Origin of the sequence: Aeromonas enteropelogenes, from assembly GCF_020097295.1 — a bacterium.
In the GTDB taxonomy this organism is placed as follows: domain Bacteria; phylum Pseudomonadota; class Gammaproteobacteria; order Enterobacterales; family Aeromonadaceae; genus Aeromonas; species Aeromonas enteropelogenes.
Genome location: NZ_CP083625.1, coordinates 65109 through 87589 on the forward strand (window position 1 = coordinate 65109; position 22481 = coordinate 87589).

Genomic DNA, 22481 nt, shown 5'->3' on the forward strand with positions numbered 1-22481 from the left:
CCATGCATCATCATCTCAACACCCTCTATCAGGGACAGTCTCTTACCCGCGACGCCGCCCGTGACGCCTTTAGCCAGGTGGTACGTGGCGAAGTGGATCCCATCGTGCTCGCCAGTCTGTTGACCGCCCTCAAGATCAAGGGGGAGACCCCGGAGGAGATCGCCGGCGCCGCCGAGGCCTTGCTGGCGGAAGCGCGCGACTTCCCGCGTCCGGATTACGAGTTCTGCGATATCGTCGGCACCGGGGGCGATGGCCTCAACACCATCAACGTCTCCACCACCTCGGCGCTGGTCGCCGCCGCCTGCGGCCTGAAAGTGGCCAAGCACGGCAACCGCTCGGTCTCGAGCAAGTCGGGTTCAAGCGATCTGCTGGACAAGATGGGCATCAAGCTCGACATGAGCCCGGCCCAGGCGCGCCGCTGCCTGGATGAGCTCGGCATCTGCTTTTTGTTCGCCCCCCAGTATCACGCTGGCGTGCGCCACGCCATGCCAGTGCGTCAGGCCCTCAAGACCCGCACCCTGTTCAATGTGCTGGGGCCGCTTATCAACCCGGCTCGCCCCACCTATCAGCTGATGGGGGTCTATGCCCCCGAGCTGGTGCGCCCCATCGCCGAAACCCTGCTGGCACTGGGGCTGAAAACCGGTATGGTGGTGCACGGCGCAGGCCTTGACGAGATTGCCATCCACGGCCCGACCCAGGTGGCCCAGATCCGTGACGGCGAGATCCGCGAGTTTCTGCTCACCCCGGCTGACTTTGGCCTGGAGACCTACCCGGTCAGCGCCATTCAGGGGGGGGAACCTGAGGAGAACCGCGCCATCACAGCCGCCATTCTGGAAGGGCGTGGTACCCCGGCCCACAACGCCGCCATCGCCGCCAATGTGGCGCCGCTGCTGCTGATGGCGGGAAAGGCGACCGATCTCAAGAGCGCGGCGGCCGAGGTGCTGGCGGTGCTGGCAAGCGGCAAGACGGCGGAGCTCGCCGCCCGGCTGGCCACCCTGAGTCATCAGGAAGCGGGTCATCAGGAGGCATGATGTCAGCCACCATGTCGCACAACAGTCATTCAGAACGCCCGCAGGGCAAGAGCCAGTTTCGCAAGGATAACGAGATGTCAGACCTTATTGCCCCCCATGCTTTTCTGAACATGGCCTCCATCAGCCAGACCATTCTCGGCAAAATCGTGGCGGCTAAGCAGGAGTGGGTTGCCGCTCGCAAGCTGACCCAGCCGCTGGAGAGCTTCCAGAGCGCGCTGACCCCAAGCGATCGGGATTTCGTTGGCGCGCTCAAGGCGGGCTCCACCCGCTTTATTCTGGAGTGCAAGAAGGCCTCCCCCTCCAAGGGCTTGATCCGCGACGATTTCAGCCCGGAGGCGATCGCCGATATCTATGGCAAATACGCCACCGCCATCTCGGTGCTGACCGACGAGAAGTTCTTTCAGGGGGATTTTGCTTATCTAAGCCAGGTGCGCAGCCGCGTCAGCCAGCCGGTGCTCTGCAAGGATTTCATGATTGACCCCTATCAGGTCTATCTGGCCCGCCACTATCAGGCGGACGCCATCCTGCTGATGCTCTCGGTGCTCACCGACGAGGGCTATCGCGCCCTGTTCGCGGTGGCCAAAGAGCTTGGCCTTGGCGTGCTCACCGAAGTGAGCAACGAGGAGGAGCTGACCCGCGCCATCGCGCTGGGGGCGCCGGTGATTGGCATCAACAACCGGGATCTGCGGGATTTGAGCGTCGATCTCAACCGCACTAAACAGCTGGCCGCCATCCTGTCACAAAAAGCTCCGGCCGATCGGGTAGTGATCAGCGAATCCGGCATCAACCACCGCGCTCAGGTGGCGGATCTGCGCCACCATGCCAAGGGCTTTCTGGTGGGCTCATCTCTCATGGCCGAGCCGGATCTGGAGGCTGCGGTGCGCAAGCTGGTACTGGGCCAGAACAAGGTGTGCGGCCTCACCCGCCCCGAGGACGCCGCTGCGGCCCATCAGGCGGGCGCGGTGTTCGGCGGCCTGATCTTTGTTTCCAAAAGCCCGCGCTATGTGGACATTCCCGCCGCCCGCGCCGTGATGGCGGGCGCGCCGCTCTCTTACGTCGGGGTATTTCGCAATGCCCAGCCCGCCACCATCGTCAAGACGGTGGAAGCGCTCGGGCTCGCCGCGGTGCAGCTCCATGGCGATGAGGATGCAGCCTATATCAAGACGCTGCGCCCACTGCTGCCGGCTGGCTGCCAGATCTGGAAAGCAGTTGGAGTCACAAGTGGCGAACCGCTGCCCGCCCTCGACTATCCGGCGGATCGGCTGCTGCTGGATACGAAAGTCGGCAGCCAGAGCGGCGGCACTGGTCAGGCGTTCGACTGGACTCTGCTGGCCCATCTGGATAAAGCCAAGCTGATGCTGGCGGGCGGCCTTAATCCCGACAACGCCCTGCAAGCCGCGCAAGTGGGCTGCCTCGGCCTTGATTTCAACTCCGGGGTAGAGAGTGCCCCGGGCCAGAAGGATGCCCGCAAGCTGGCGGCCGCCTTTGCCGCCCTGCGCAACCTGTAAGCGTGCCCTGTGAGGCCGCCACTGAATCGCTGTTTCGTAATTGATGTTTCGTTTTCGACTCAAGGTATAAGGAAGAAGCCATGACCCTGCTCAACCCTTTTTTTGGTGAATTTGGCGGCATGTACGTGCCCCAGATCCTCATCCCCGCCCTGCTCCAGCTGGAGAAGGCCTTCGTCGATGCCAAGGATGATCCGGCCTTCGTCGCCGAGTTTCAGACCCTGCTGACCGAGTATGCCGGTCGCCCGACTCCGCTCACCCTGACTCGCAATCTGACCAAGGGCACCAAGACCCGCCTCTATCTCAAGCGTGAAGACCTGCTGCACGGCGGCGCTCACAAGACCAACCAGGTACTGGGTCAGGCGCTGCTGGCCAAGCGGATGGGCAAGAAAGAGATCATCGCCGAGACCGGTGCCGGTCAGCATGGCGTCGCCACTGCGCTGGCCTGCGCCCTGCTCGGCCTCAAGTGCCGGGTCTATATGGGCGCCAAGGACTGCGAGCGCCAGAAGCCAAACGTCTTTCGCATGAAGCTGATGGGTGCCACCGTGATCCCGGTGCACTCCGGCTCCAGCACCCTGAAAGATGCCTGCAACGAGGCGCTGCGCGACTGGGCCGCCAACTACGAGTCGGCCCACTACCTGCTCGGCACCGCCGCCGGCCCGCACCCCTTCCCCACTATCGTGCGGGAGTTCCAGAAGATGATCGGTGAAGAGGCCAAGGCCCAGTGCTTCGAGAAAGAAGAGCGGCTGCCCGATGCGGTGATCGCCTGCGTCGGCGGCGGCTCGAACGCCATCGGCATGTTTGCCGACTTTATCGATGAGCCGTCGGTGCGCCTCATCGGTGTCGAGCCGGGTGGCCACGGCATCGAGAGCGGCGAGCACGGTGCGCCGCTCGGTCACGGCAGCAAGGGGGTCTTCTTTGGCATGCACTCCTACCTGATGCAGGACAATCAGGGCCAGATCCAGGAGTCCTACTCCGTCTCGGCGGGGCTGGACTTCCCCTCCGTCGGCCCGCAGCACGCCCACCTGGCCGCCATCGGCCGCGCCGAGTACCCCTCGGTGACCGACAAGGAGGCGCTGGACGCCTTCCAGGAGCTGGCCAAATCCGAAGGGATTATCCCGGCGCTGGAGTCCTCCCACGCACTGGCCCACGCCCTCAAGATGGCCCGCAGTGAACCGGAAAAAGAGCAGGTGCTCATCGTCAACCTCTCCGGCCGTGGCGACAAAGATATCTTCACCGTGGCTGACATTTTTGAGAAAGAAGGAACCTTGTCATGAACCGTTACGCACAACTCTTCTCCCGTCTGGACGCGGCCAATCAGGGCGCCTTTGTGCCGTTCGTGATGCTGGGTGACCCCACTCCTGAACTCTCGCTGACCATCATCGATGCGCTGGTCGCAGGAGGCGCCGATGCCCTCGAGCTCGGCATTCCCTTCTCCGATCCGGTAGCGGATGGCCCCACCATTCAGGGCGCCGCACTGCGGGCCTTTGCCAGCCACACCACCCCGGACGACTGCTTCGAGCTGCTCGGCCGCATCCGCGCCAAGTACCCGCAGCTGCCCATTGGCCTGCTGGTCTACGCCAATCTCGTTTATGTGCGCAAAATTGACGGTTTCTACGAGAAGTGCCGGCAGGCGGGCGTGGATTCGGTGCTGGTGGCCGACGTGCCGGTGCAGATGTGCGCCCCCTACAAGGCGGCCGCCGACAAGTTCGGCATCGACAGCATCTTTATCGCCCCGCCCAATGGCGACGCTGAGACCCTGAAACAGGTGGCGGAGCTTGGCAATGGCTACACCTATCTGGTGAGCCGCGCTGGCGTGACCGGCGCCGAGACCAAGGCCGGCATGCCGGTGGAGGGGCTGATCAACACCTTGCGCGAGTTCAATGCCCCCCCCGCCCTGCTCGGCTTTGGCATCAGCGAACCGGCTCAGGTGCGTGAAGCCATCGCCGCTGGCGCCGCCGGTGCCATCTCCGGCTCCGCCGTGGTGAAGATCATCGAGACCCACCACCAAAACCCGGAACATATGCTCACTCGTCTGAAAGAGTTTGTGGAAGGGATGAAGGCGGCGACCAATAGATAAGGTCGGGTATGGGCCAAATGCCATTGCCCGTGTCTGCGAAAAGGGAGCCTGATGGGCTCCCTTTCTATTTTTTGCTTGTTGCCGCTCCCAGCGTCTTTGTCCCCTCTCCCCTTGGGAGAGGGCGGGGGTGAGGGGAATTTCCACACAAACCACTACTCCAAAAGCCCACTTAAGCAACAGTTTTCACTAATTGATTGAACCGGCTCAGATTTCTATCAACATCTTCTTTCAATGTCTCAATCAGCCCCCTTATGATGGCCACACGACAATCCAGCTCTCGGGAGGGTGCAGTGGTAGCGATTGTTGCTAACTTGCGGATGAAAAGCAGCAGGCTGGGGGCTGAAACCCAGGGGCGGTAGCCTTTCCAACGCTTGCCATCACCGACGACTTTACTGTTTCTCTATACAGGAGTAATGGAAGCGTTAAACAAGGAGGTCAAGCGAATACATTCAAGTATTAGAGGTATACTGGTAATATTTTTATTTAATTTTTTGGCAACAATCAGAGCAAAGCGGAGTTATATGAAAGGCTTTGCTATTAAATTACTACCTCCTTCTATCTAATCACTGTTAGGTGTTTTAGCTAGCCGGAAAAGGATAAGTCGTGAATTTCAAGATAACTTTACCAAAAAGTGATGGAACTCAAGGTACTGAGTCCTTACAAACGTCAAACAACCTAGTCTTTGTTGGCTCAAATGGAGCAGGAAAAACTAGGCTAGGCATATGGATTGAACAGCAAATCCAAAATCAATTAACGGTTCACAGAATTAGCGCTCAAAAAGCGCTTTCGATTCCTGAATATGCGCAATTGAAAACACATGAACAAGCTGAGAAAGACTTGCTTTGGGGGCGATCTGATGAACATGGATCTGTAGAGAGAAAAATTTATGACCGCTGGGGAAATAAACCAGCCACTCAGCTATTAAGTGATTATGACAAGCTACTTTCTTTGTTATTTGCAAAAGATATAGAGAGGGACAGACTTCATACAAACAACACAAGAGCGCAGCAAGAGTATATTCCTGTTCCAGACTCACCAATTGATGTAATAAAGAAAATCTGGACTGAGATAATGCCTCAGCGAGAAGTGTTTTTTGAAGACGGCAAGGTTCTAGTAAAAAAAGAGGGGGAAGCTAGCTACCATGGTAAGGAAATGAGCGATGGTGAAAGAGTTACTCTTTACTTGATAGGGCAGTGCCTATGTGCACCAAATAACTCCGTAATCATAATAGACGAACCTGAAATTCATCTTCATAAATCACTAGTCTATAAGCTTTGGAACAAAATAGAAGAAGTAGCTGGCAATAAGCTTTTTATCTACATTACACATGATCTTGATTTCGCCTCCTCTAGAAGTGATGCAACGAAGTACTGGATTAAAAAATTTCTTGGAAGTGATCATTGGGAGTGGAGTGAGGTCCCTTCGGATGACGTACTACCCAGTGACTTGGTGCTAGAGATAATAGGGAACAGGAAAAATATAATCTTTTGTGAAGGTGATAATGGCAGTTTAGATACCACAGTCTACCAGCTGGCATACCCGGAATATCACATTATTCCTCGAGGAAGTTGCCACAAGGTGATTGAGGCAGTACGTGCGTTAAGACAGAATGAAGAAATTCACCATGTAAATGCCTATGGAATAATAGATTCCGATTACAGAGATGAAGAAGAAAAAGAAATATTACAAGGCCAAGGAATATTTACGATACCAGTTTCTGAAATAGAAAATTTATTTTGTATAGAACCCTTGCTCAGGATAGTTGCCAGTCACCTTAGGTTAAATGAAGAAGAAATTGTCCAACAAGTTAAAAACTTTTTCATCAATGCGCTAAATTCAGAAATCAATGTACAAATATCCTCAAAGGCCGAAAGGCGAATTCAGTATCTATTAGGGGCGTACTCTAAAACTGAAAATACTATTCAGGGACTTGAAAATGGGCTAGCCAATACTCTTTCTAGAATTGACATTAATTCAATATTTCAAGATAGCAGGCGAGTCTTTGAGCGTGCAATTAATTCAAGAAACCTAGATGAGATATTGCTTCATTACAATCGAAAGAGCTTACACAATAGAATATCTGGCATATTTGAGCTTTCTAATGGTGGCTATGAGAAGTTGTTTATTAGATTACTGAAGAGTGAAAAACAAGGTGAAATATTACAAGCACTTCGAAGATATCTGCCCAGAGTAGAATAACCAGAACCTAAAAAATCAAAGTTCTCAGACGTAGCATAGCCGCCAAAATTTAGGTCACCCATCTTTCTGAGCAAAACATTGAAGCCAGAACCAAAAAGATGGGTGTCCAATTTTGATTTTTTGCCCAGCCACGATACATCCAACCCCCCTTGCCAATCCCGCCACTACCGTCCCGTTCTCCACCCCCGCCATCCCATCAACACCAACATCAATACAAGCCCCGGCAGCCAGACCCAGTAGAGCTCGGAGAGGATCACCGCCTCACCTCGGGCGGTGAGGTAGGCCTCCAGCTTGAATGGGGCGACCCGGATCACCTGCCATGGGGCGAAGAAACGCTCGTCACGCCACGGCCAGAGCCAGCCAACCCCCTTGCCGCCGGTGGTGAGGGAATCGAGCATGCTGTGGGAGAGCAGAGAGACCAGCAGAAACGCCCAGACGGTGGCGGCGCTGGCCCTAAGCTGGCGGTGCAACAGCATGGCCAGCGTGGGCAGGGCAAAGGCGAACAGCAAGGAGTGGGTAAAGCCGCGGTGGCCAAAGACATGGCCGTAGGCGACCCCCAGTTTAAAGGCGAGCACGTCGGCATCGGGCAGCATGACGATGGCAACCCCCGCCAGCAGCAGACGTGGCGGAATCATCCGGCTGCCAAGCCCGAGCCCAAGGCAGAGAGGTACGGCGGCGTGAGTGACGATGGTGGGCATAGGGTGAAGCTCCAACTGAAAACGTGAGCCTACCTTATCCCCGCTCGGTGAAGTGAAGGTGAAGTTGCGTGCCACCAGCCTTGAGCCCATGGCGGGCATTGCCTACAATGACCCACTTTTTATCACACTCAGGTAAATAAAATGAGCGACAACAAACCGGCCCTGCCCGACCGCCTGGCAGCCAACCCGCGCAGCCCGCACCATGTGGCGGAGTGTTTCCAGCACGAGATCGGCATTCGCGTGAACGGCAAGGAGCGCACCAATGTCGAGGAGTACTGCATCAGCGAAGGTTGGGTGAAGATCCCCTCCCCCAAGGCCAAGGATCGCTACGGCAACCCCATGCTGATCACCGTCAAGGGCACCGTCGAGGCCTTCTACGCCTAAGCCGCCCTGACCGCGCGCCCCGCCGGGCCCGCCGCCATGCTGTTCAGAACACCGGCCTTGCGCCGGTGTTTTGTTTCAGGGCCCCTATGACAAACCAAGCGGCGGGCAAGAGTTGTCGCAACCCATCCAAATCCCTCTTGCATCGCTCTGGCGCCTCGGCAATCCTTGCCGCCCTTCTGTCAGTTTCAAGACTTTTCCATGAACAAGCTGTTTACCCTGTTTACGCTATTGAGCCTGGCGGGGATGGCCCGCGCCGATATCCTGATCAACCCCAATATCGTGGTCGCCAATGGTGGCCAGGGTTACGGGGGCGGGCGTATCCATGTCTGCACCCTGACCCCCTTCAACAACGTCTATGCCGATGCGGGGCGCAGCGAATGGCTGGCGCGCCAGAAGGTGAGCCGCCGCTGCCAGCAAAAACAGGGCAACGGCAGCCTGTTTTGCGAAGCGGCCAAGGCCAGCTGCATCACCACCACACTCGATGAGGGCGACGGTGCCAGCACCCTGTTGGTGTTCGATGGCGCCCGCCAACGTGGCGAATCCCTCAGCATCGACCGGGATATCCCGGATCTGGCCCGCTACGGCTTTGCCAACCGTATCTCCTCCTTCATCGTGCCGGCTGGCTGGGTGGTGCGCTTTTTCGAGGAGACCGACTTTCGCGGTGGCTACTACACCCGCAAGGGCGGCGAGCAGGAGGCGACCGACTTCAACAATCGCATCCGCTCGGTGCGGATCCTGAGCCGCTAGCGCCCTGCCCCATCACTCCTTCGCCATAAAAAAAACCTCTGCCCAGGCAGAGGTTTTTCTTTTCGTTGCTTACTGCCAGTTGGGGTCGGCCTCAACCTGCTTCATCAGGGCGGCCTGCATCCCCTTGTCCGGCTGGCCGAGCCAGGTATAGCGGGCAAACTTCGACGGGGTTTCGCGGGCGGCGTCGCTATCCGGCAGGTCGATCAGCACGCCCCACACCCGCTTGGCCTTGGCATCCACCAACAGCTGCATGTAGTGGCTGGCGCAGTCGTGGGGTTTGCAGACCGAGCCGCTCTGATAGAGGGTACCGGCCACCGCTTCAAGGGGCGTACTGGTGCCGCTGCCTGTGCGCACCCACTTGGGCAGGTTCTTGATCCCCTGGGTCGCCTTGGCCCAGGGGGCCTTGAAGTCCGCCGATAGCAGCAGATCCGAGGTATAGGTGGCGGCGGCAAACGCTGGCGCGGCACTGGCCAGCAGCAGGGAGATCGCCAATGCGCGAGAGAGACGGGTCATGGAAACTTCCTTCTTAGGTGATGCCTGAAAAACGCGCTCACAGCGCATCGTCACGCTACTCCCTCCCCGGCTACCTGTCGACCACGAGAACATCAGGAGCCCGACATTAGACTTCGTCATTTTATGGCGTAATAAAGTAACAATTGTTCCCTTCAATGGGAAAACGTTTTCTTTGCTTTTGCGCTGTTAGCGCACTATTGATAATCAAGTAGATATAGACCAGCACATTATTTGTGATCAATCACTCATTTCCATTATTTCTTGAACGCAAGAAACTATCTATCTGCGCGTCTCGAAATTAACCCAACCCAAAATGTTAACTTATTGGTGATTTTTGTTTTACTTTTGTTTGACCCGCCAAGAAAACAAGTAGTTATAATTCCACACCAGACCACTAAAAACCTAAATTTAACAATAATTTTTCTGCATATAAACATTAATGGGCGTGGCTCACATTTATTGAGGGGCCGGCGGATTTCCACTATTGCAAAACTTATATTTGCGCAGCCAGGCAGGAGGAATACCTGCTCTATCCACCCTACATGCAAATAAGGTGAACCAAGGTGAAAAAATCCATTTTCAAGATCGGTGCGCTCTCTCTGGCAATGCTATCTGCCGGTGTGGCGGCCAAAGATTACGAGATCGTCAACGTTGTGAAGGTGTCCGGCATCCCATGGTTCAATCAGATGAACAAGGGAATAGAGCAGGCAGCGACTGACCTTGGTGTGAATGCTCGCCAGGTTGGGCCTTCAACCCCGGATCCAGCCCAACAAGTAAAAATCATTGAAGATCTGATCGCCAAAGGCGTCGATGCCATCACTGTTGTTCCCAATGACGTCACGGTACTGGAACCCGTCTTCAAGAAAGCCCGTGAAAAAGGAATCGTGGTGTTAACCCATGAGTCGCCTGATAAACACAACGCAGACTGGGACATAGAGACACTGGACAACACCGCATATGCCAAAGCCACTATGGATGAGTTGGCCAAGCATATGGGGAATAAAGGTGGTTACGTTGTTTATGTAGGCTCTCTCACCGTTCCTCTACACAACAACTGGGCAGACCTCGCCATCGCGTATCAAAAAGAGGCTTACCCAGAGATGCATGAAGTCACCAGCCGAATGCCTGTCGCTGAAAGCGTTGATGCCTCATATGCCACTACCAATGATCTGATGAAAGCGCATCCGGATATGAAGGGTATCGTCTCTTATGGGTCGCTGGGGCTGATCGGTGCAGGTGAAGCCATCAAGAAAAAGCGCGCCAAAGACAAGATCAACACCGTCGGGATCCTGATGCCAAGCCAGGCGGCTCCTTATCTGGTCCGTGGAGAGATCGACAAAGGCTTCTTGTGGAATCCTGCCGATGCCGGTTACGCCCTGGTTTCAGTGGCCAAAATGATGCTGGATGGCAAAGAGATCAAAGAGGGTCTGGAAATTCAGAACCTGGGCAAGGCCGAGGTCAATGCTGATACCAAGGTCATCAAATTCAACAAGATTCTGGAAGTAGACAAGACCAACGCCAGCAGCTTGGGATTCTAACTCCCTTCTCCGCATAAGGGTGAGTCAGGGGAATGGAGTGTCTGACTCACCTTCTTGTGAAATCTGTAGCCGTCCCTATATTCACCGGCAGGATATATATGTCGAACGAATTCATCACTCTCAAAAACGTCTCCAAGCACTTTGGTTCCGTCAGAGCACTGAGCAATATCAATATCAGTTTCAAGCGCGGTGAAGTGCATTGTCTCGCAGGTAAAAACGGCTGCGGCAAAAGCACGCTTTTCAAGGTGATATCAGGAGTTCATGCACCGGAGAGCGGGGCCCGAATTATCATTGATGGACAGGAATACAATCGCCTGACCCCCCAGCAGTCTCTCGAACATGGTGTGCAGGTTATCTATCAGGATCTCTCCTTGTTTCCCAATCTCACCGTGTTCGAAAACATAGCCATTCAGGATCATATGAAGTGGTATCGGGGATTTGCCAGCAATACGCGACTAAAGCAGATCGCCAGACATGCCATGTCCACAGTCGGTGTCGATTTACCATTGGACAAACGGGTGGAACAACTATCTATCGCTCAATGCCAGCTTGTCGCCATCTGCCGAGCCATGGCTGCCGATGCCAAACTGGTGATCATGGATGAACCCACTGCCTCCCTGACTCGAAGCGAAGTGAACAACCTGATAAAAGTTGTGGCAGACCTGAAAGCCAGAGGTATTACCGTTGTGTTTGTGAGTCACAAGCTCGACGAAGTCATGGAGATTTCTGATCGCATTACCGTGATCCGTGACGGTGAAACCGTTGGAACCTTTGAAGCCAATGCAGTGGATAGTGATGAACTGGCATTTTTGATGACGGGACAGCGTTTCGAATTCACGCCCATCGGAGATTTCACACCGAAATCTGATGGTGGCGATGTTCGCCTGACGACCGACAAGCTCTCAAGAAAGGGGCAATTTTACGATATCGATCTGGTGCTACGTGCAGGTGAAATTGTCTCCATTACCGGACTACTGGGGTCGGGACGAAGCGAACTGTGCCTGTCGTTGTTTGGCATGACCAAACCTGACAGCGGTGTCATCACCATCAATGGCGAATCTGTCAGCTTTAACAACAACCGCGACGCCATTGCCAAAGGCATTGGTTACGTGACTGAAGACCGCATGAGTACCGGGCTGGTGATGGCCCAGAGCATCGCCGATAACACGACGGCAACCATTCTTCCCGACTTATCCCACCATGGCATGCTGGATCATGATAAAGCCAAGAGGCTGGTCAACCAGCTCATCAAATCTCTTGCCATCAAGGTTGCCGACCCCGCGTTGCCGGTAACCAGTCTCTCTGGTGGCAATGCCCAGCGTATTGCCATCGCCAAATGGATTGCCGCCAATCCCCAGATCCTGATCCTGGATTCACCCACAGTGGGCGTCGATATTGCGAATAAAGAGAGCATCTACCAAATCGCTCGGGATTTAGCCGCACAAGGGATAGCCATTCTGATGGTCAGTGATGAAATTCCAGAGGTTTATTACAACAGCCACAGGGTGATTGTGATGAAAGAAGGGCGTTTCACTCATGAGTTCACACCTTCAAATTGTACAGAGCAGGAGATTATGGAGGCCGTCAATGCTTGATATACGAAGCCTGTTCAAGCACCACGAATTTTATCTGGCGGTACTTATTGTGCTATTGATGACGGGTTTGAATGTCGGCACAACAGACTTTATGACGCTGGGCAATATCTTTGACATGACGGTAAGCTCAGCCATTTTGGGGATCATGGCCTGTGGTCTGTTTGTCGTGCTGATCGCCGGAGGCATCGATATATCATTCCCCGCCACTGCCGCTATTGCCCAATATGTCATGGCCAGCTATATCCTCGCCAACGGAGGCAACTTCACTCTTGCCTTTATCATTGCGGCGGCTGTTGGCTCTCTCCTCGGCATACTTAACGCCGTACTGGTATACCGGCTCAAGGTCCCCGCCATCATCATCACCATCGCCATGTTGAATGTCTATTTTGGTTTGCTGATATACATCAGCAACGGTGAATGGCTCTATGGCTTCCCTGAATGGTTTATGGAAGGGACCGAATTGCTGAGCTTCACTGGCAATGACGGCTACGACTATGGCCTGAATCTGCCGATCATGGCACTGCTGATCACTATCATCTTCACCTCCCTGCTGATGAACAAAACCCGTATCGGTCGACAAATCTATGCAATGGGAGGCAACAGCGATGCCGCAGGCCGCATTGGCATCAACCTGTTTGCTCTACATCTGTTTGTCTATGGCTATATGGGAGCCTTGGCAGGCATAGCAGCCGTTGTACAGACCCAGATTACGCAATCAGTTGCGCCCAACTCCCTCATGGGTTTCGAATTGACTGTGCTGGCAGCGGTAGTATTGGGTGGGGCCAGCATGACTGGCGGCAAAGGCACCTTGTTAGGTGTCATCCTTGGGGTCGCCTTGCTGGCCATTCTCAAGAATGGATTGACGCTGCTGAATGTTCCGTCTTACTGGCACACCGTCGTGACCGGCTTGATCATCCTCCTGAGTATCAGCATTACCGCCCTGAATGAAAAACGACAGGCACAACAGGAGGCCTAATGGACGCATTAATGAATACCCTGAAGCTGCCAACGGACAGAAACATCCGCTATCTGCTGGTGATTATGGCCATCATCTTCCTCCTGATGGCCCTGAGCTCGGGAGCCACCTTCTTTTCAATGGCCAACTTGCAGTCCATGTCATCCCAGATGCCACTGCTGGGGATCCTGGCACTGGCGATGATGGTGTGCATGTTGACCGGTGGTATCAATCTGTCGATCATCGCGACGACCAACGCTTGTGCATTGGTGATGGCCAGTATTATTACCGTCGGCCCGGAAAACACCCCGGTATTGATCACCGCGATGGCAGCCGGTTTGGCGACTGCCATCGCGGTAGGGTTGGCCAATGGATTCTTGATTGCTTATATCGGTGTCTCACCAATCTTGGCGACCCTGGGCATGATGACCTTCATCAACGGCCTGAATGTACTGATCTCCGGGGGAAGCGTGATCTCCGGTTTTCCGGAGGCCTTGCTTACGCTAGGCAATGGTTCCATTCTCGGGATCCCCATGCCCCTCGTGCTGTTTGCCCTATTTGCTCTGGGCCTGTGGGCCATGCTGGAGCATACCCCATTGGGCCGGACCATTTACCTAATTGGTTCCAACGAAAAAGCCAGCCGCTTTTCCGGTATCAATACCCAGAAATCTCTGATGTATGTCTATCTAGTCTCTTCGGTGCTGTGCTGGGTCGCGGCATTGATCATGATGGCCAAGTTCAACTCGGCAAAGGCAGGCTATGGTGAGTCATATTTGCTGGTTGCCATCCTGGCCTCCGTATTGGGAGGTATCAACCCTGATGGCGGTTTCGGTCGCATCATAGGCATCTGTCTGGCTCTTATCGTGCTACAGACCCTGGAAAGTGGTCTCAATCTGTTGGGTGTTTCAAGTTACCTAACCATGGCCCTTTGGGGGGGCATCCTCATTCTTTTCATCGCCCTGCAAAAGTACAAAGCATAGGAACCCGTTATGAGTAGTTATTTTATCGGTGTGGATGTGGGTAGCGGCAGTGCCCGGGCCGGCGTATTCGATATCTATGGTCGCAAGACCGGTGAGGCCAAACGTAATATCCAAGTCTTCAAGCCCAGCGCCAATTTTGTTGAACAGTCTTCCGATGATATCTGGCAATGCGTCTGCATGGCCGTACGTGATGCCGTATCCCAGGCCAACATAGAGCCTATTCAGGTCAAAGGTATTGGTTTTGATGCAACGTGCTCCTTGGTCGTACTTGATCAACAGGGCCAGCCACTGACCGTCAGCCCCACAGGGCGACAAGAACAAAACATCATCATGTGGATGGATCATCGCGCTATTGCACAAGCAGACAGGATCAATGCTGGCAAGCATCCTGTACTGGCTTTCGTCGGCAATACCATTTCCCCCGAGATGCAAACCCCCAAGCTTTTGTGGCTGAAACAACACATGCCATCGACTTGGGCTAAAGCCGGATATTTCTTCGATCTGCCAGATTTTCTGACCTGGAAATCGACCGGAGACAACAGTCGTTCTCTATGCTCCACAGTATGCAAATGGACCTACATGGGACATGAAGAACGATGGGACAGAAGCTTTTTTGAATCTATTGGCCTTGATGATCTGCTACGCAACAATGCGCACGCAATAGGCTCGGATATTCGCCCCATGGGACAGCCTGCTGGTAATGGTCTGACCCGCCAAGCAGCTCAGGAATTGGGGCTGGTCATTGGTACTCGGGTAGGCACCTCCATTATTGATGCTCATGCTGGAGGCATTGGTGTATTAGGTGCCGCGGGTACCACCGGAGAAGCCGCCGATTTCAACAAACGTCTGGCATTGATCGGGGGAACATCTTCTTGCCATATGACAGTGTCAAAAACCGCACGCTTTATCGATGGTATCTGGGGAGCCTATTACAGTGCCATGATCCCGGGGTATTGGCTCAACGAGGGGGGACAGTCCGCGACCGGTGCGCTTATCGATCATGTCATCACCGCCCATCCATGCTACGAACAAGCAGCCTCACAAGCTGATGCCGCCGGGCTCACCATCTATGAACTGCTCAATGAATTGTTGCTCCAACTAGCTGGCAGTAAAGAAGATATTGCTTATCTGACCAAGGATCGTCATGTGCTTCCTTACTTCCACGGCAATCGCTCACCCCGCGCCAACCCACACCTGACGGGCTCGATGACAGGGTTGACCATGAACCGAACTCTGGAAGATATGGCACTACAGTATCTAGCCACGATTCAAGCTATCGCCTTGGGTACGCGGCATATCATTGAGGTCAAAAACGCGGCAGGCTACGAGATAGATACCATCATGGGATGTGGCGGAGGAACCAAAAACCCTGTTTTCATTCAAGAACATGCGAATGCAACAGGGTGTGCCATGTTACTACCGGAAGAGAGTGAAGCCGTCTTGCTTGGGTCTGCCATGCTGGGAGCAGTGGCTGCAGGCTTTTATGCTGACATCCCTGATGCCATGAATGCCATGAGCCGTATCGGTAAAACAGTCACTCCCCAGGCCAACAAGAGCAAACGCTACTACGATGCCAAGTACCGGGTATTTCAGCAGATGTATGAGGACGATTGCCACTATAAGGCCATGATGGCCGAATTTTGATGGACTAACGTCAGCGAACAGCAAAGTGACATTACTGGAATAGAAAAGCGGCTCATGCCGCTTTTCTATTTTTGTGGTTATGAAGAATCACCCTCTCCACAAAAACAACACCCCGCCGCGTCGGGTGACGGGCGGGGTGTGGTAGCGCACGACCCTATCAGGCCAGGGAGACGAAGATCCCCGCCAGGGTGGCGCTCATCAGGTTGGCCAGGGTGGCGGCCAGTACGGCGCGCAGGCCCATGCTGGCCACATCGTGGCGGCGCTCAGGGGCCAGGGTACCGATGGAGCCAAGCTGCACCGCAATCGATCCCAGGTTGGCAAAGCCGCACAAGGCGAAGGTGATGATGATCTGGGAGTGGGCGCTCAACTGATCCTTGATGGTGGCGAAGTCCAGATAGGCGACGAACTCGTTCATGATCACCTTCTGACCGATAAGCGATCCTGCCGCCATCATCTCGTCAGCCGGCACACCAATCAGCCAGGCCACCGGGGCAAACAAGTAACCGAGCAGCTGCTGCAGGGTGAGCGCGCTCCAGCCGAACCACTCGCCGACCATGGTGAGGCCGGCATTGATCATGGTGATGACGCTGACGAAGGCCAGCAAGATGGTGCCGATGGCCACGGCGATCTTCATGCCGTTCATGGCGCCACCCGCCAGGGCATCGATGGCATTGCTGTAGTCGCTCTTGTCGAGGGTGATCTCGTCCTGCTCTCGCACCCGCTCCTGCTCGGGCACCAAGAGCTTGGCCATCAACAGGCCCCCCGGCGCCGCCATAAAGGAGGCAGCGATAAGGTATTTAAGCTCCACGCCAAGACCGGCGTAGCCGCCCAGCACCGAGCCCGCCACCGAGGCCATGCCGCAGGTCATCACCGCAAAGAGCTCGGAGCGGGTCATGCCAGCCAGGAAGGGGCGGATCAGCAGCGGCGATTCCCCTTGCGAGAGGAAGATATTGCCGGTAGCCACCAGGGATTCGGCGCGGCTGGTGCCGAGCAGGCGGTGAATGCCACCTCCCAGCACCCGGATCACCCACTGCATGATGCCGAAGTGATAGAGCACGGCAATCAGCGCACTGATGAAGATAACAAGCGGCAGCACCCGCACGGCGAAGATAAAGCCGTTGGTCGCCAGATCGCCGAACACGAAGCGGATGCCGCTGTCGGCAAAACCGAGCAGGGCGGAGACGCCATTGCTCATGGCACCGAGCATGATTTGACCGGGGGGAAAATAAAGCACCAGAGCGGCAAAGCCGGTCTGCAGGGCAAGCGCCCCCAGCACGGTTCGCCAACGGATGGCACGGCGGTTTTCACTCGCCAGCCAGGCGATAAACATCAGGGCCAGCATACCGACCAGACTCAATAACAGTGTCATCTTGCACCTATGAAGAGAGGAGTTTCATACGGCAAGTCTGCAGACGGGTGTCGCGAGACGGTCAGGCGGGAGGCGGCCGACCCACGCGACACACAGACCACAAACCTACAGGTTAGTGGCGGGTCCCATCCTGGGGTCATTCACGTTCCGGGTGACAGCATGTATCGGGTGACGCCAGCGCCGTCGCAAGGAAAAATGCGGCCGGGTGGCAGGTCGGGCGGCGATGGTACAGTGATTGGCATCACAGAAAAAGCGGTAAAACGATTGGCAGGGGCAACTTTTTCAAAAAGGGCACGGGTCCCACCCGAAACAGGGTAAAACCCGGCCCGTCGAAGGGGTTTAAGGGGTTACTTGAGGCGCTTGCCCTGCTCGTCCACCACCTGCTCGCCATCTTCCTTGGCGAAGGCCCCTTTTTGCTGATCGGGCAATATATCGAGCACCACTTCCGAGGGGCGACACAGTTTGGTGCCGAGGGGGGTGACCACGATGGGGCGGTTGATAAGGATCGGGTGGGCCAGCATGGTGTCGATCAGATCGTCATCGCTGAAGCGATCTTCCGCCAGAGCGAGCTCCTCGTAAGGGGACACGTTCTTGCGCAGCAGTTCACGCACCGGCATCCCCATGGCGGCGATCAGCGCCACCAGCTCATCACGTGAGGGGGGCGTCTCCAGATAGTGGATGACGGTCGGCTCGACGCCGCTGTTGCGAATAAGCTCGAGGGTGTTACGGGAGGTGCCGCACTCTGGATTGTGATAGATGGTGATTGCACTCATTGGCATGTCTCTCATGGCTTAAGTGAATAAAAACATTGGATAAAAAGGGTTAGCGGCCATCTGTTAACGGCTTAGCCCCGCTTCGTACCAGGGTTTGCTGGCGTTGACGATGCGCACCACCAGCAGCATGACCGGCACCTCGATCAGCACCCCGACCACGGTGGCGAGCGCTGCGCCGGAGTGAAAGCCGAACAGGCTGATAGCAGCGGCCACCGCCAGCTCGAAGAAGTTGGAGGCGCCGATCAGAGCAGAGGGACAGGCCACCGAGTGCTTCTCCCCCACCTTGCGGTTAAGCCAGTAAGCCAATCCCGAATTGAACAGCACCTGGATCAGGATCGGCACCGCCAACAGGGCGATGACCAGCGGCTGCTCCATGATGGCGTTGCCCTGAAAGGCGAACAGCAGCACCAGAGTGAGCAGCAGGGCCGCCACCGACCAGGGCTGGATGCGGCTCATGACGCTGTCAAAATGTGCCTGCCCCTTTTGCAGCAAGGCTTTGCGCAGCAGTTGAGCGATGATGACGGGAATGACGATATAGAGCACCACAGAGGTGAGCAGGGTATCCCAAGGCACCATGATGCTGGAGACCCCGAGCAGCAGCGCCACCAACGGGGCGAAGGCAAACACCATGATGAGATCGTTCACCGCCACCTGCGACAGGGTGAAGTAGGGATCGCCGTTGGTAAGGCGGCTCCAGACAAACACCATGGCAGTGCAGGGGGCGGCCGCCAGCAGGATCAGCCCCGCCACATAGCTGTCGAGCTGATCCGCCGGCAACCAGTCGGCAAACAGCACGCGAATAAAGAGCCAGCCGAGGAAGGCCATGGAGAAGGGCTTGACCAGCCAGTTGATAAAGAGGGTGACCCCAATCCCCTTGAGGTGCCCCTTCACCTGGTGCAGGGCACCGAAGTCTATCTTGAGCAACATGGGGATGATCATCACCCAGATAAGCAGCCCCACCGGCAGGTTGACCTTGGCCACCTCCATGGCGCCGATGGCCTTGAAGAGCTCCGGCAATCCCTGCCCTAGCCCAATTCCCACCAGAATGCAGAGGGCCACCCAGGCGGTGAGGTAACGTTCAAAAAAGCCAATCGCCGGTTGGCTCTTGGCATCACAGGTTGCAGACATGAGGGCTCCCGATGCGGTCATCCCGCATCTCTTTCGTTAACGACAAATGTTCATCCGCCCCGACCACGCGGCCGGGGCCCTTGTTCAGTGATGCTGACTGTTCAGTGGTGCTGACAGAGGCGGCGCAGGGCATCCGCCCCCACCGGCTCCTCAGCCAAGAGCGGCACTACAGCAAAGCGGCTGGCATGCTGCCGCTCGACCGCCTCGACATGGGGCTGCTGGCGCTCGGCCCGCAGCTGCAGCAGCGGCGAGCTGACCGCGGCTTGCTGCAGACTGTGGTTGATGAGCCAGGCCCAGGGCTCGATGCCGGCGCGGCGCAGATCGGCCTGCAGATTAGCCGCCTCCTGCACTGGTGTTGGCTCGGGCAGGGTGACGATCAGCACCTTGGTCTGTTTGGGATCCTGCAGCTGCATCATGGGGGTGGTGAAGTGCAGCCCTTTGTTCCCCATCTGGCGGGCGATCTCCCTGTGATAGGCGCCGGTGGCGTCGAGTAGCAGCAGGGTGTGGCCGGTGGGGGCGGTATCCATCACCACGAAGCGCTTGCCCGCCTCGCGAATGATGCGCGAGAAGGCCTGAAACACGGCGATCTCCTCGGTACAGGGGGAGCGCAAGTCCTCCTCCAGCAGCGCCCGCCCCTGCTCGTCCAGCGCAGCCCCCTTGGTGGCCAGCACCTGAGCACGATAACGCTCGGTCTCGACGTGGGGATCGATGCGGCTCACCTCGAGATGGGGAAGTGTGCCAGCCAGCGTCTCGCCGAGGTGCGCGGCGGGATCCGAGGTGGTAAGGTGAACCGGCAGGCCGCGGCTCGCCAGCTCCACCGCTACCGCAGCGGCCAGGGTAGTCTTGCCCACCCCGCCCTTGCCCATCAACATGATGAGGCCGTGACCGTCGGCGGCCAGCTCATCCACCAGGGTACCGAGCTCGGGCCGGGTGCCCTGGAGAGGGGATGAAGCAGCAGGGGCCAACTCGCAAACCACCTGCGGCTGCAGCAGCTGGCGCAGGCTCTCTAGCCCCACCAGATTGGTGGCAAGGAGGGGGATCTGATCCTGCGTAAGCCCTCTGATCCCCGGCGCCATGGCGGCAAGGGCCTGCTGTTCGCGCTGCCAGAGGGCCTGCGCCAGCCCGTCACCAACGATGGCCGACTCCGGAAAGAGCCCATTGATCACCAGCTGCTGGTTCGCCAGACCGATGGCCGCCAGCTCCTCATGGGTGCGGGCAACTTCCCGCAAGATGGAATGCTGGGCGCGCGCCACCAGCACCAGCCGGGTTTGCGTACCGTCACAGAGCGCGGCGACAGCCTCGGCATACTGGCTGCGCTGTTTCTCCAGCCCCGCCAGCGGGCCCAGGCAGGAGGCATCCCCCTTGCCCTGCGCCAGAAATTCGCTCCAGGCCCCCGGCAGCTGCAGCAGGCGGATGGTGTGGCCGGTGGGGGCGGTGTCGAAGAGGATATGGTCGTACTCCGAGCGCAGCGCCGGGTCGGTGAGCAGGGCGGTGAACTCGTCAAAGGCGGCGATCTCGGTGGTGCAGGCGCCGGAGAGCTGCTCCTCTATGCTGCGCACCACGCGCTCGGGCAACTTGCCGCGCACCGGGCCGACGATCCGCTCCCGATAGGCTTTGGCCGCCGCCGGGGGATCTATCTCCAGCGCCGACAAACCGGGCACAGCGGCGATGGCGGTGATGCGATTGCCGATCCCGGTGGCAAACACCTGCCCCATGTTGGAGGCGGGATCCGTGCTCACCAGCAGCACCCGCTTGCCGGCATCGCACAGGGCGACCGCACTGGCGCAAGCCAGCGAGGTCTTGCCCACCCCGCCCTTGCCGGTGAAAAAGAGAAACGGCGGCGGACTGCTTAGAAACTGGTACATAGACTCTCCTGTCGGCTCAAGGGCATGGTTCCGGAACTCTCCGGACTTAACAGCAACCACTGCCAGGACGGCAGCCACCTTTCACTATGCCCTTGATGGTGGCCTGCGGCGCAGGCAGCCCGGCATAGCGGGCCAGCTCGCCGCGGCTCGGATAACGGCCGGTCAGTACCACCTGACCATCCACCAGCACCAGCGGCAACCCTTCCTCTCCGGCGTGGGTCAGAAAGGCGCAGACCGCTGGTGTTTCGGCAAACTGCAGCGGCTGCTGGGCCAGATTGAAACGCTCGATGGCGCCCCCCTGCTCCCTGACCCAGGCCAGATCGGCGGCAAAGGTAACCAAGGCCTGATCGACCTCGGTGCCACAGACACCGCTGGCACAGCAGAGCGCAGGGTCGAATGTCTGGATGACTGACATGGCATTACTCCTTGTTGCAGCAAGGTTGCGCGGGCAAAACATGGGGGGAGCAAGTGGACTCGGCGCGCATCACGCCGCACGCCTCCGGGTGGCCGGCGCAGCACTCCTCGGTGAGATAGCCGATAAGATCCAGCATCAGGGGAATATTGGCGCGGTAGCGCAGAAAACGCCCCTCCTGCTCCACCGACAAGAGGCCGGCATTGAGCATCGCCTTGAGATGAAACGACAAGGTGTTGGGGGCGATGTCTAGCTCGCTGGCCAGTTCTCCGGCCACCTTTCCCTCCAGCCCGGCCTTGACCAACAGGCGCCACACATCGAGCCGGATGCCGGATGCGAGCGATTCGAATACCTTGGTGGCCACTTCTCTGTTCATCTTGATCCCTCGGCTGCAATCTTCATTTCAACTATACAAGAATTATTGAAACGATCAATTTGCCGACACAACCAAACAAGACTCTCATCGCGGAAACAAGGCGGCCCAGTTGCGACGAGATATGCCAGAAACAGCAACGCCCTCCAAAAGGAGGGCGTTGCCACGACCGAAACACCGGCGTCGTTACTTGGCCGGCACGGCGTTGAAGGTCAGCAGCTCCGCCTTGTTGGCATCACTCAGGGTCAGCTGGTTGCCATTGATGGTATAGCTGGCAACCTTCTCCAGAGTCTGCAGGTACTCCATCTCCTTGCCCATCTGATCCCCGATGCACATCATGCGGGTAGCCCCCATGGGGCCCAGCGCCAGAACACCGTCACCCTGCTTGGTGATGGCGCCAAAAAAGCGGTTGCAGGCGCCCTTGCCCGCCACCTTGCCGTCTGCAACATGCAAAGTGAAGGTATCGCCGGTTGCACCTTGCAACTGCCAATCGGATGCCTGCAGTTGAGCCATGTTGGAACCCGTTGCCACGGCGCAGCCTCCCAGGGCCAGAGCGGCCAGTAATATCAGCTTCTTGCTCATGAATTCACCTCTTAATGATTAGAACCATCAATTCGACCGCCTGTTTACCACGGTATGGGACTCAGGCCAACGAAATTTATTGTGATCCGAGTCCCCTTTACTAACAGCTG

General features: G+C 56.7%; 21 protein-coding genes. 12 read left to right on the forward strand and 9 right to left on the reverse strand.

What is annotated here, in order from left to right:
• The first annotated feature begins 2 nt into the window (after positions 1-2).
• From trpD to LA321_RS00300, 5 genes are all read left to right on the forward strand, one after another.
• Positions 3-1031 carry an anthranilate phosphoribosyltransferase gene (gene trpD / locus LA321_RS00280; protein ID WP_042072924.1) on the forward strand — a complete coding sequence of 343 codons (1029 nt, stop codon included), beginning with the start codon at positions 3-5 and terminating at the stop codon, positions 1029-1031.
• Positions 1031-2539 carry a bifunctional indole-3-glycerol-phosphate synthase TrpC/phosphoribosylanthranilate isomerase TrpF gene (gene trpCF, locus LA321_RS00285; protein ID WP_042072925.1) on the forward strand — a complete coding sequence of 503 codons (1509 nt, stop codon included), beginning with the start codon at positions 1031-1033 and terminating at the stop codon, positions 2537-2539. Before trpD ends, trpCF begins: the two co-directional genes overlap by 1 nt.
• 80 nt (positions 2540-2619) lie before the next feature.
• On the forward strand, positions 2620-3813 hold the full coding sequence (gene trpB / locus LA321_RS00290; protein WP_042072926.1) for a tryptophan synthase subunit beta: 1194 nt from the start codon (positions 2620-2622) through the stop codon (positions 3811-3813).
• Positions 3810-4616 carry a tryptophan synthase subunit alpha gene (gene trpA, locus LA321_RS00295; protein ID WP_042072928.1) on the forward strand — a complete coding sequence of 269 codons (807 nt, stop codon included), beginning with the start codon at positions 3810-3812 and terminating at the stop codon, positions 4614-4616. The genes trpB and trpA overlap by 4 nt, the downstream gene beginning before the upstream one ends.
• A 603-nt stretch (positions 4617-5219) precedes the next feature.
• Positions 5220-6815 (forward strand): DUF4435 domain-containing protein, encoded by a 1596-nt coding sequence (locus LA321_RS00300; RefSeq protein WP_082043456.1) that lies wholly within the window; start codon positions 5220-5222, stop codon positions 6813-6815.
• Between the two features lie 164 nt (positions 6816-6979).
• Here LA321_RS00300 and LA321_RS00305 read toward each other — a convergent pair whose 3' ends face one another.
• Positions 6980-7513, reverse strand: coding sequence for a metal-dependent hydrolase (locus LA321_RS00305; protein WP_042072931.1), 534 nt, complete (start codon positions 7511-7513; stop codon positions 6980-6982).
• Between the two features lie 141 nt (positions 7514-7654).
• Here LA321_RS00305 and LA321_RS00310 point away from each other — a divergent pair, with 141 nt between their 5' ends.
• Positions 7655-7897 carry a DUF3297 family protein gene (locus tag LA321_RS00310; RefSeq protein ID WP_005302916.1) on the forward strand — a complete coding sequence of 81 codons (243 nt, stop codon included), beginning with the start codon at positions 7655-7657 and terminating at the stop codon, positions 7895-7897.
• Positions 7898-8095: 198 nt separating this feature from the next.
• Positions 8096-8644 (forward strand): beta/gamma crystallin-related protein, encoded by a 549-nt coding sequence (locus tag LA321_RS00315; RefSeq protein ID WP_042072932.1) that lies wholly within the window; start codon positions 8096-8098, stop codon positions 8642-8644.
• A 69-nt stretch (positions 8645-8713) separates the two neighbouring features.
• On the opposite strand, the gene LA321_RS00320 is transcribed toward LA321_RS00315, so the two are convergent.
• Positions 8714-9157 carry an inhibitor of vertebrate lysozyme family protein gene (locus LA321_RS00320; protein WP_042072934.1) on the reverse strand — a complete coding sequence of 148 codons (444 nt, stop codon included), beginning with the start codon at positions 9155-9157 and terminating at the stop codon, positions 8714-8716.
• A 563-nt stretch (positions 9158-9720) separates the two neighbouring features.
• Between LA321_RS00320 and LA321_RS00325 the strand changes: the two genes are divergently transcribed.
• The 5 genes from LA321_RS00325 (at position 9721) to LA321_RS00345 (ending at position 15869) form a co-directional block, all read left to right on the forward strand.
• Entirely contained in the window at positions 9721-10695 is a 975-nt protein-coding gene (locus tag LA321_RS00325) for an autoinducer 2 ABC transporter substrate-binding protein (protein WP_042072935.1), read from the forward strand.
• Positions 10696-10793: 98 nt separating this feature from the next.
• A complete protein-coding gene (locus LA321_RS00330) occupies positions 10794-12290 on the forward strand; it encodes a sugar ABC transporter ATP-binding protein (RefSeq protein ID WP_042072937.1) in 1497 nt (498 codons plus the stop codon).
• Entirely contained in the window at positions 12283-13266 is a 984-nt protein-coding gene (locus LA321_RS00335) for an ABC transporter permease (protein ID WP_026458385.1), read from the forward strand. The genes LA321_RS00330 and LA321_RS00335 overlap by 8 nt, the downstream gene beginning before the upstream one ends.
• Complete coding sequence (locus LA321_RS00340; RefSeq protein WP_042072939.1) at positions 13266-14225, forward strand: ABC transporter permease; 960 nt, start codon at positions 13266-13268, stop codon at positions 14223-14225. Before LA321_RS00335 ends, LA321_RS00340 begins: the two co-directional genes overlap by 1 nt.
• A 9-nt stretch (positions 14226-14234) precedes the next feature.
• On the forward strand, positions 14235-15869 hold the full coding sequence (locus LA321_RS00345) for an FGGY-family carbohydrate kinase (RefSeq protein ID WP_042072941.1): 1635 nt from the start codon (positions 14235-14237) through the stop codon (positions 15867-15869).
• 157 nt (positions 15870-16026) lie between these two features.
• On the opposite strand, the gene LA321_RS00350 is transcribed toward LA321_RS00345, so the two are convergent.
• The 7 genes from LA321_RS00350 to LA321_RS00380 all read right to left on the reverse strand — a co-directional run bounded on the left by LA321_RS00350 (position 16027) and on the right by LA321_RS00380 (position 22371).
• Positions 16027-17238 carry a NupC/NupG family nucleoside CNT transporter gene (locus LA321_RS00350; RefSeq protein ID WP_042072942.1) on the reverse strand — a complete coding sequence of 404 codons (1212 nt, stop codon included), beginning with the start codon at positions 17236-17238 and terminating at the stop codon, positions 16027-16029.
• A gap of 347 nt (positions 17239-17585) precedes the next feature.
• The gene (gene arsC / locus LA321_RS00355; protein WP_042072943.1) at positions 17586-18011 is read right to left on the reverse strand and encodes a glutaredoxin-dependent arsenate reductase; all 426 of its coding nucleotides are present in this window, start codon (positions 18009-18011) and stop codon (positions 17586-17588) included.
• Positions 18012-18074: 63 nt separating this feature from the next.
• Positions 18075-19139: an ACR3 family arsenite efflux transporter gene (gene arsB, locus LA321_RS00360; RefSeq protein WP_042073364.1), complete on the reverse strand. Its 1065-nt coding sequence runs from the start codon at positions 19137-19139 to the stop codon at positions 18075-18077.
• 101 nt (positions 19140-19240) lie between these two features.
• The gene (gene arsA / locus LA321_RS00365) at positions 19241-21004 is read right to left on the reverse strand and encodes an arsenical pump-driving ATPase (RefSeq protein WP_042072944.1); all 1764 of its coding nucleotides are present in this window, start codon (positions 21002-21004) and stop codon (positions 19241-19243) included.
• Positions 21005-21050: 46 nt separating this feature from the next.
• On the reverse strand, positions 21051-21419 hold the full coding sequence (gene arsD, locus LA321_RS00370) for an arsenite efflux transporter metallochaperone ArsD (protein WP_042072946.1): 369 nt from the start codon (positions 21417-21419) through the stop codon (positions 21051-21053).
• A 4-nt stretch (positions 21420-21423) separates the two neighbouring features.
• Complete coding sequence (locus tag LA321_RS00375) at positions 21424-21792, reverse strand: ArsR/SmtB family transcription factor (protein ID WP_042027661.1); 369 nt, start codon at positions 21790-21792, stop codon at positions 21424-21426.
• 183 nt (positions 21793-21975) lie between these two features.
• Positions 21976-22371 carry an META domain-containing protein gene (locus tag LA321_RS00380; RefSeq protein WP_042027662.1) on the reverse strand — a complete coding sequence of 132 codons (396 nt, stop codon included), beginning with the start codon at positions 22369-22371 and terminating at the stop codon, positions 21976-21978.
• Positions 22372-22481: the final 110 nt, after the last annotated feature.

Excerpts from the sequence above, each read along its gene's own strand:
- trpD (WP_042072924.1), top strand. The coding sequence starts at position 3 with ATGCATCATCATCTCAACACCCTCTATCAGGGACAGTCTCTTACCCGC.
- trpCF (WP_042072925.1), top strand. The coding sequence starts at position 1,031 with ATGTCAGCCACCATGTCGCACAACAGTCATTCAGAACGCCCGCAGGGC.
- trpB (WP_042072926.1), top strand. The coding sequence starts at position 2,620 with ATGACCCTGCTCAACCCTTTTTTTGGTGAATTTGGCGGCATGTACGTG.
- trpA (WP_042072928.1), top strand. The coding sequence starts at position 3,810 with ATGAACCGTTACGCACAACTCTTCTCCCGTCTGGACGCGGCCAATCAG.
- LA321_RS00305 (WP_042072931.1), bottom strand. The coding sequence starts at position 7,513 with ATGCCCACCATCGTCACTCACGCCGCCGTACCTCTCTGCCTTGGGCTC.
- LA321_RS00310 (WP_005302916.1), top strand. The coding sequence starts at position 7,655 with ATGAGCGACAACAAACCGGCCCTGCCCGACCGCCTGGCAGCCAACCCG.
- LA321_RS00315 (WP_042072932.1), top strand. The coding sequence starts at position 8,096 with ATGAACAAGCTGTTTACCCTGTTTACGCTATTGAGCCTGGCGGGGATG.
- LA321_RS00320 (WP_042072934.1), bottom strand. The coding sequence starts at position 9,157 with ATGACCCGTCTCTCTCGCGCATTGGCGATCTCCCTGCTGCTGGCCAGT.
- LA321_RS00330 (WP_042072937.1), top strand. The coding sequence starts at position 10,794 with ATGTCGAACGAATTCATCACTCTCAAAAACGTCTCCAAGCACTTTGGT.
- LA321_RS00335 (WP_026458385.1), top strand. The coding sequence starts at position 12,283 with ATGCTTGATATACGAAGCCTGTTCAAGCACCACGAATTTTATCTGGCG.
- LA321_RS00340 (WP_042072939.1), top strand. The coding sequence starts at position 13,266 with ATGGACGCATTAATGAATACCCTGAAGCTGCCAACGGACAGAAACATC.
- LA321_RS00345 (WP_042072941.1), top strand. The coding sequence starts at position 14,235 with ATGAGTAGTTATTTTATCGGTGTGGATGTGGGTAGCGGCAGTGCCCGG.
- LA321_RS00350 (WP_042072942.1), bottom strand. The coding sequence starts at position 17,238 with ATGACACTGTTATTGAGTCTGGTCGGTATGCTGGCCCTGATGTTTATC.
- arsC (WP_042072943.1), bottom strand. The coding sequence starts at position 18,011 with ATGAGTGCAATCACCATCTATCACAATCCAGAGTGCGGCACCTCCCGT.
- arsB (WP_042073364.1), bottom strand. The coding sequence starts at position 19,139 with ATGTCTGCAACCTGTGATGCCAAGAGCCAACCGGCGATTGGCTTTTTT.
- arsA (WP_042072944.1), bottom strand. The coding sequence starts at position 21,004 with ATGTACCAGTTTCTAAGCAGTCCGCCGCCGTTTCTCTTTTTCACCGGC.
- arsD (WP_042072946.1), bottom strand. The coding sequence starts at position 21,419 with ATGTCAGTCATCCAGACATTCGACCCTGCGCTCTGCTGTGCCAGCGGT.
- LA321_RS00375 (WP_042027661.1), bottom strand. The coding sequence starts at position 21,792 with ATGAACAGAGAAGTGGCCACCAAGGTATTCGAATCGCTCGCATCCGGC.
- LA321_RS00380 (WP_042027662.1), bottom strand. The coding sequence starts at position 22,371 with ATGAGCAAGAAGCTGATATTACTGGCCGCTCTGGCCCTGGGAGGCTGC.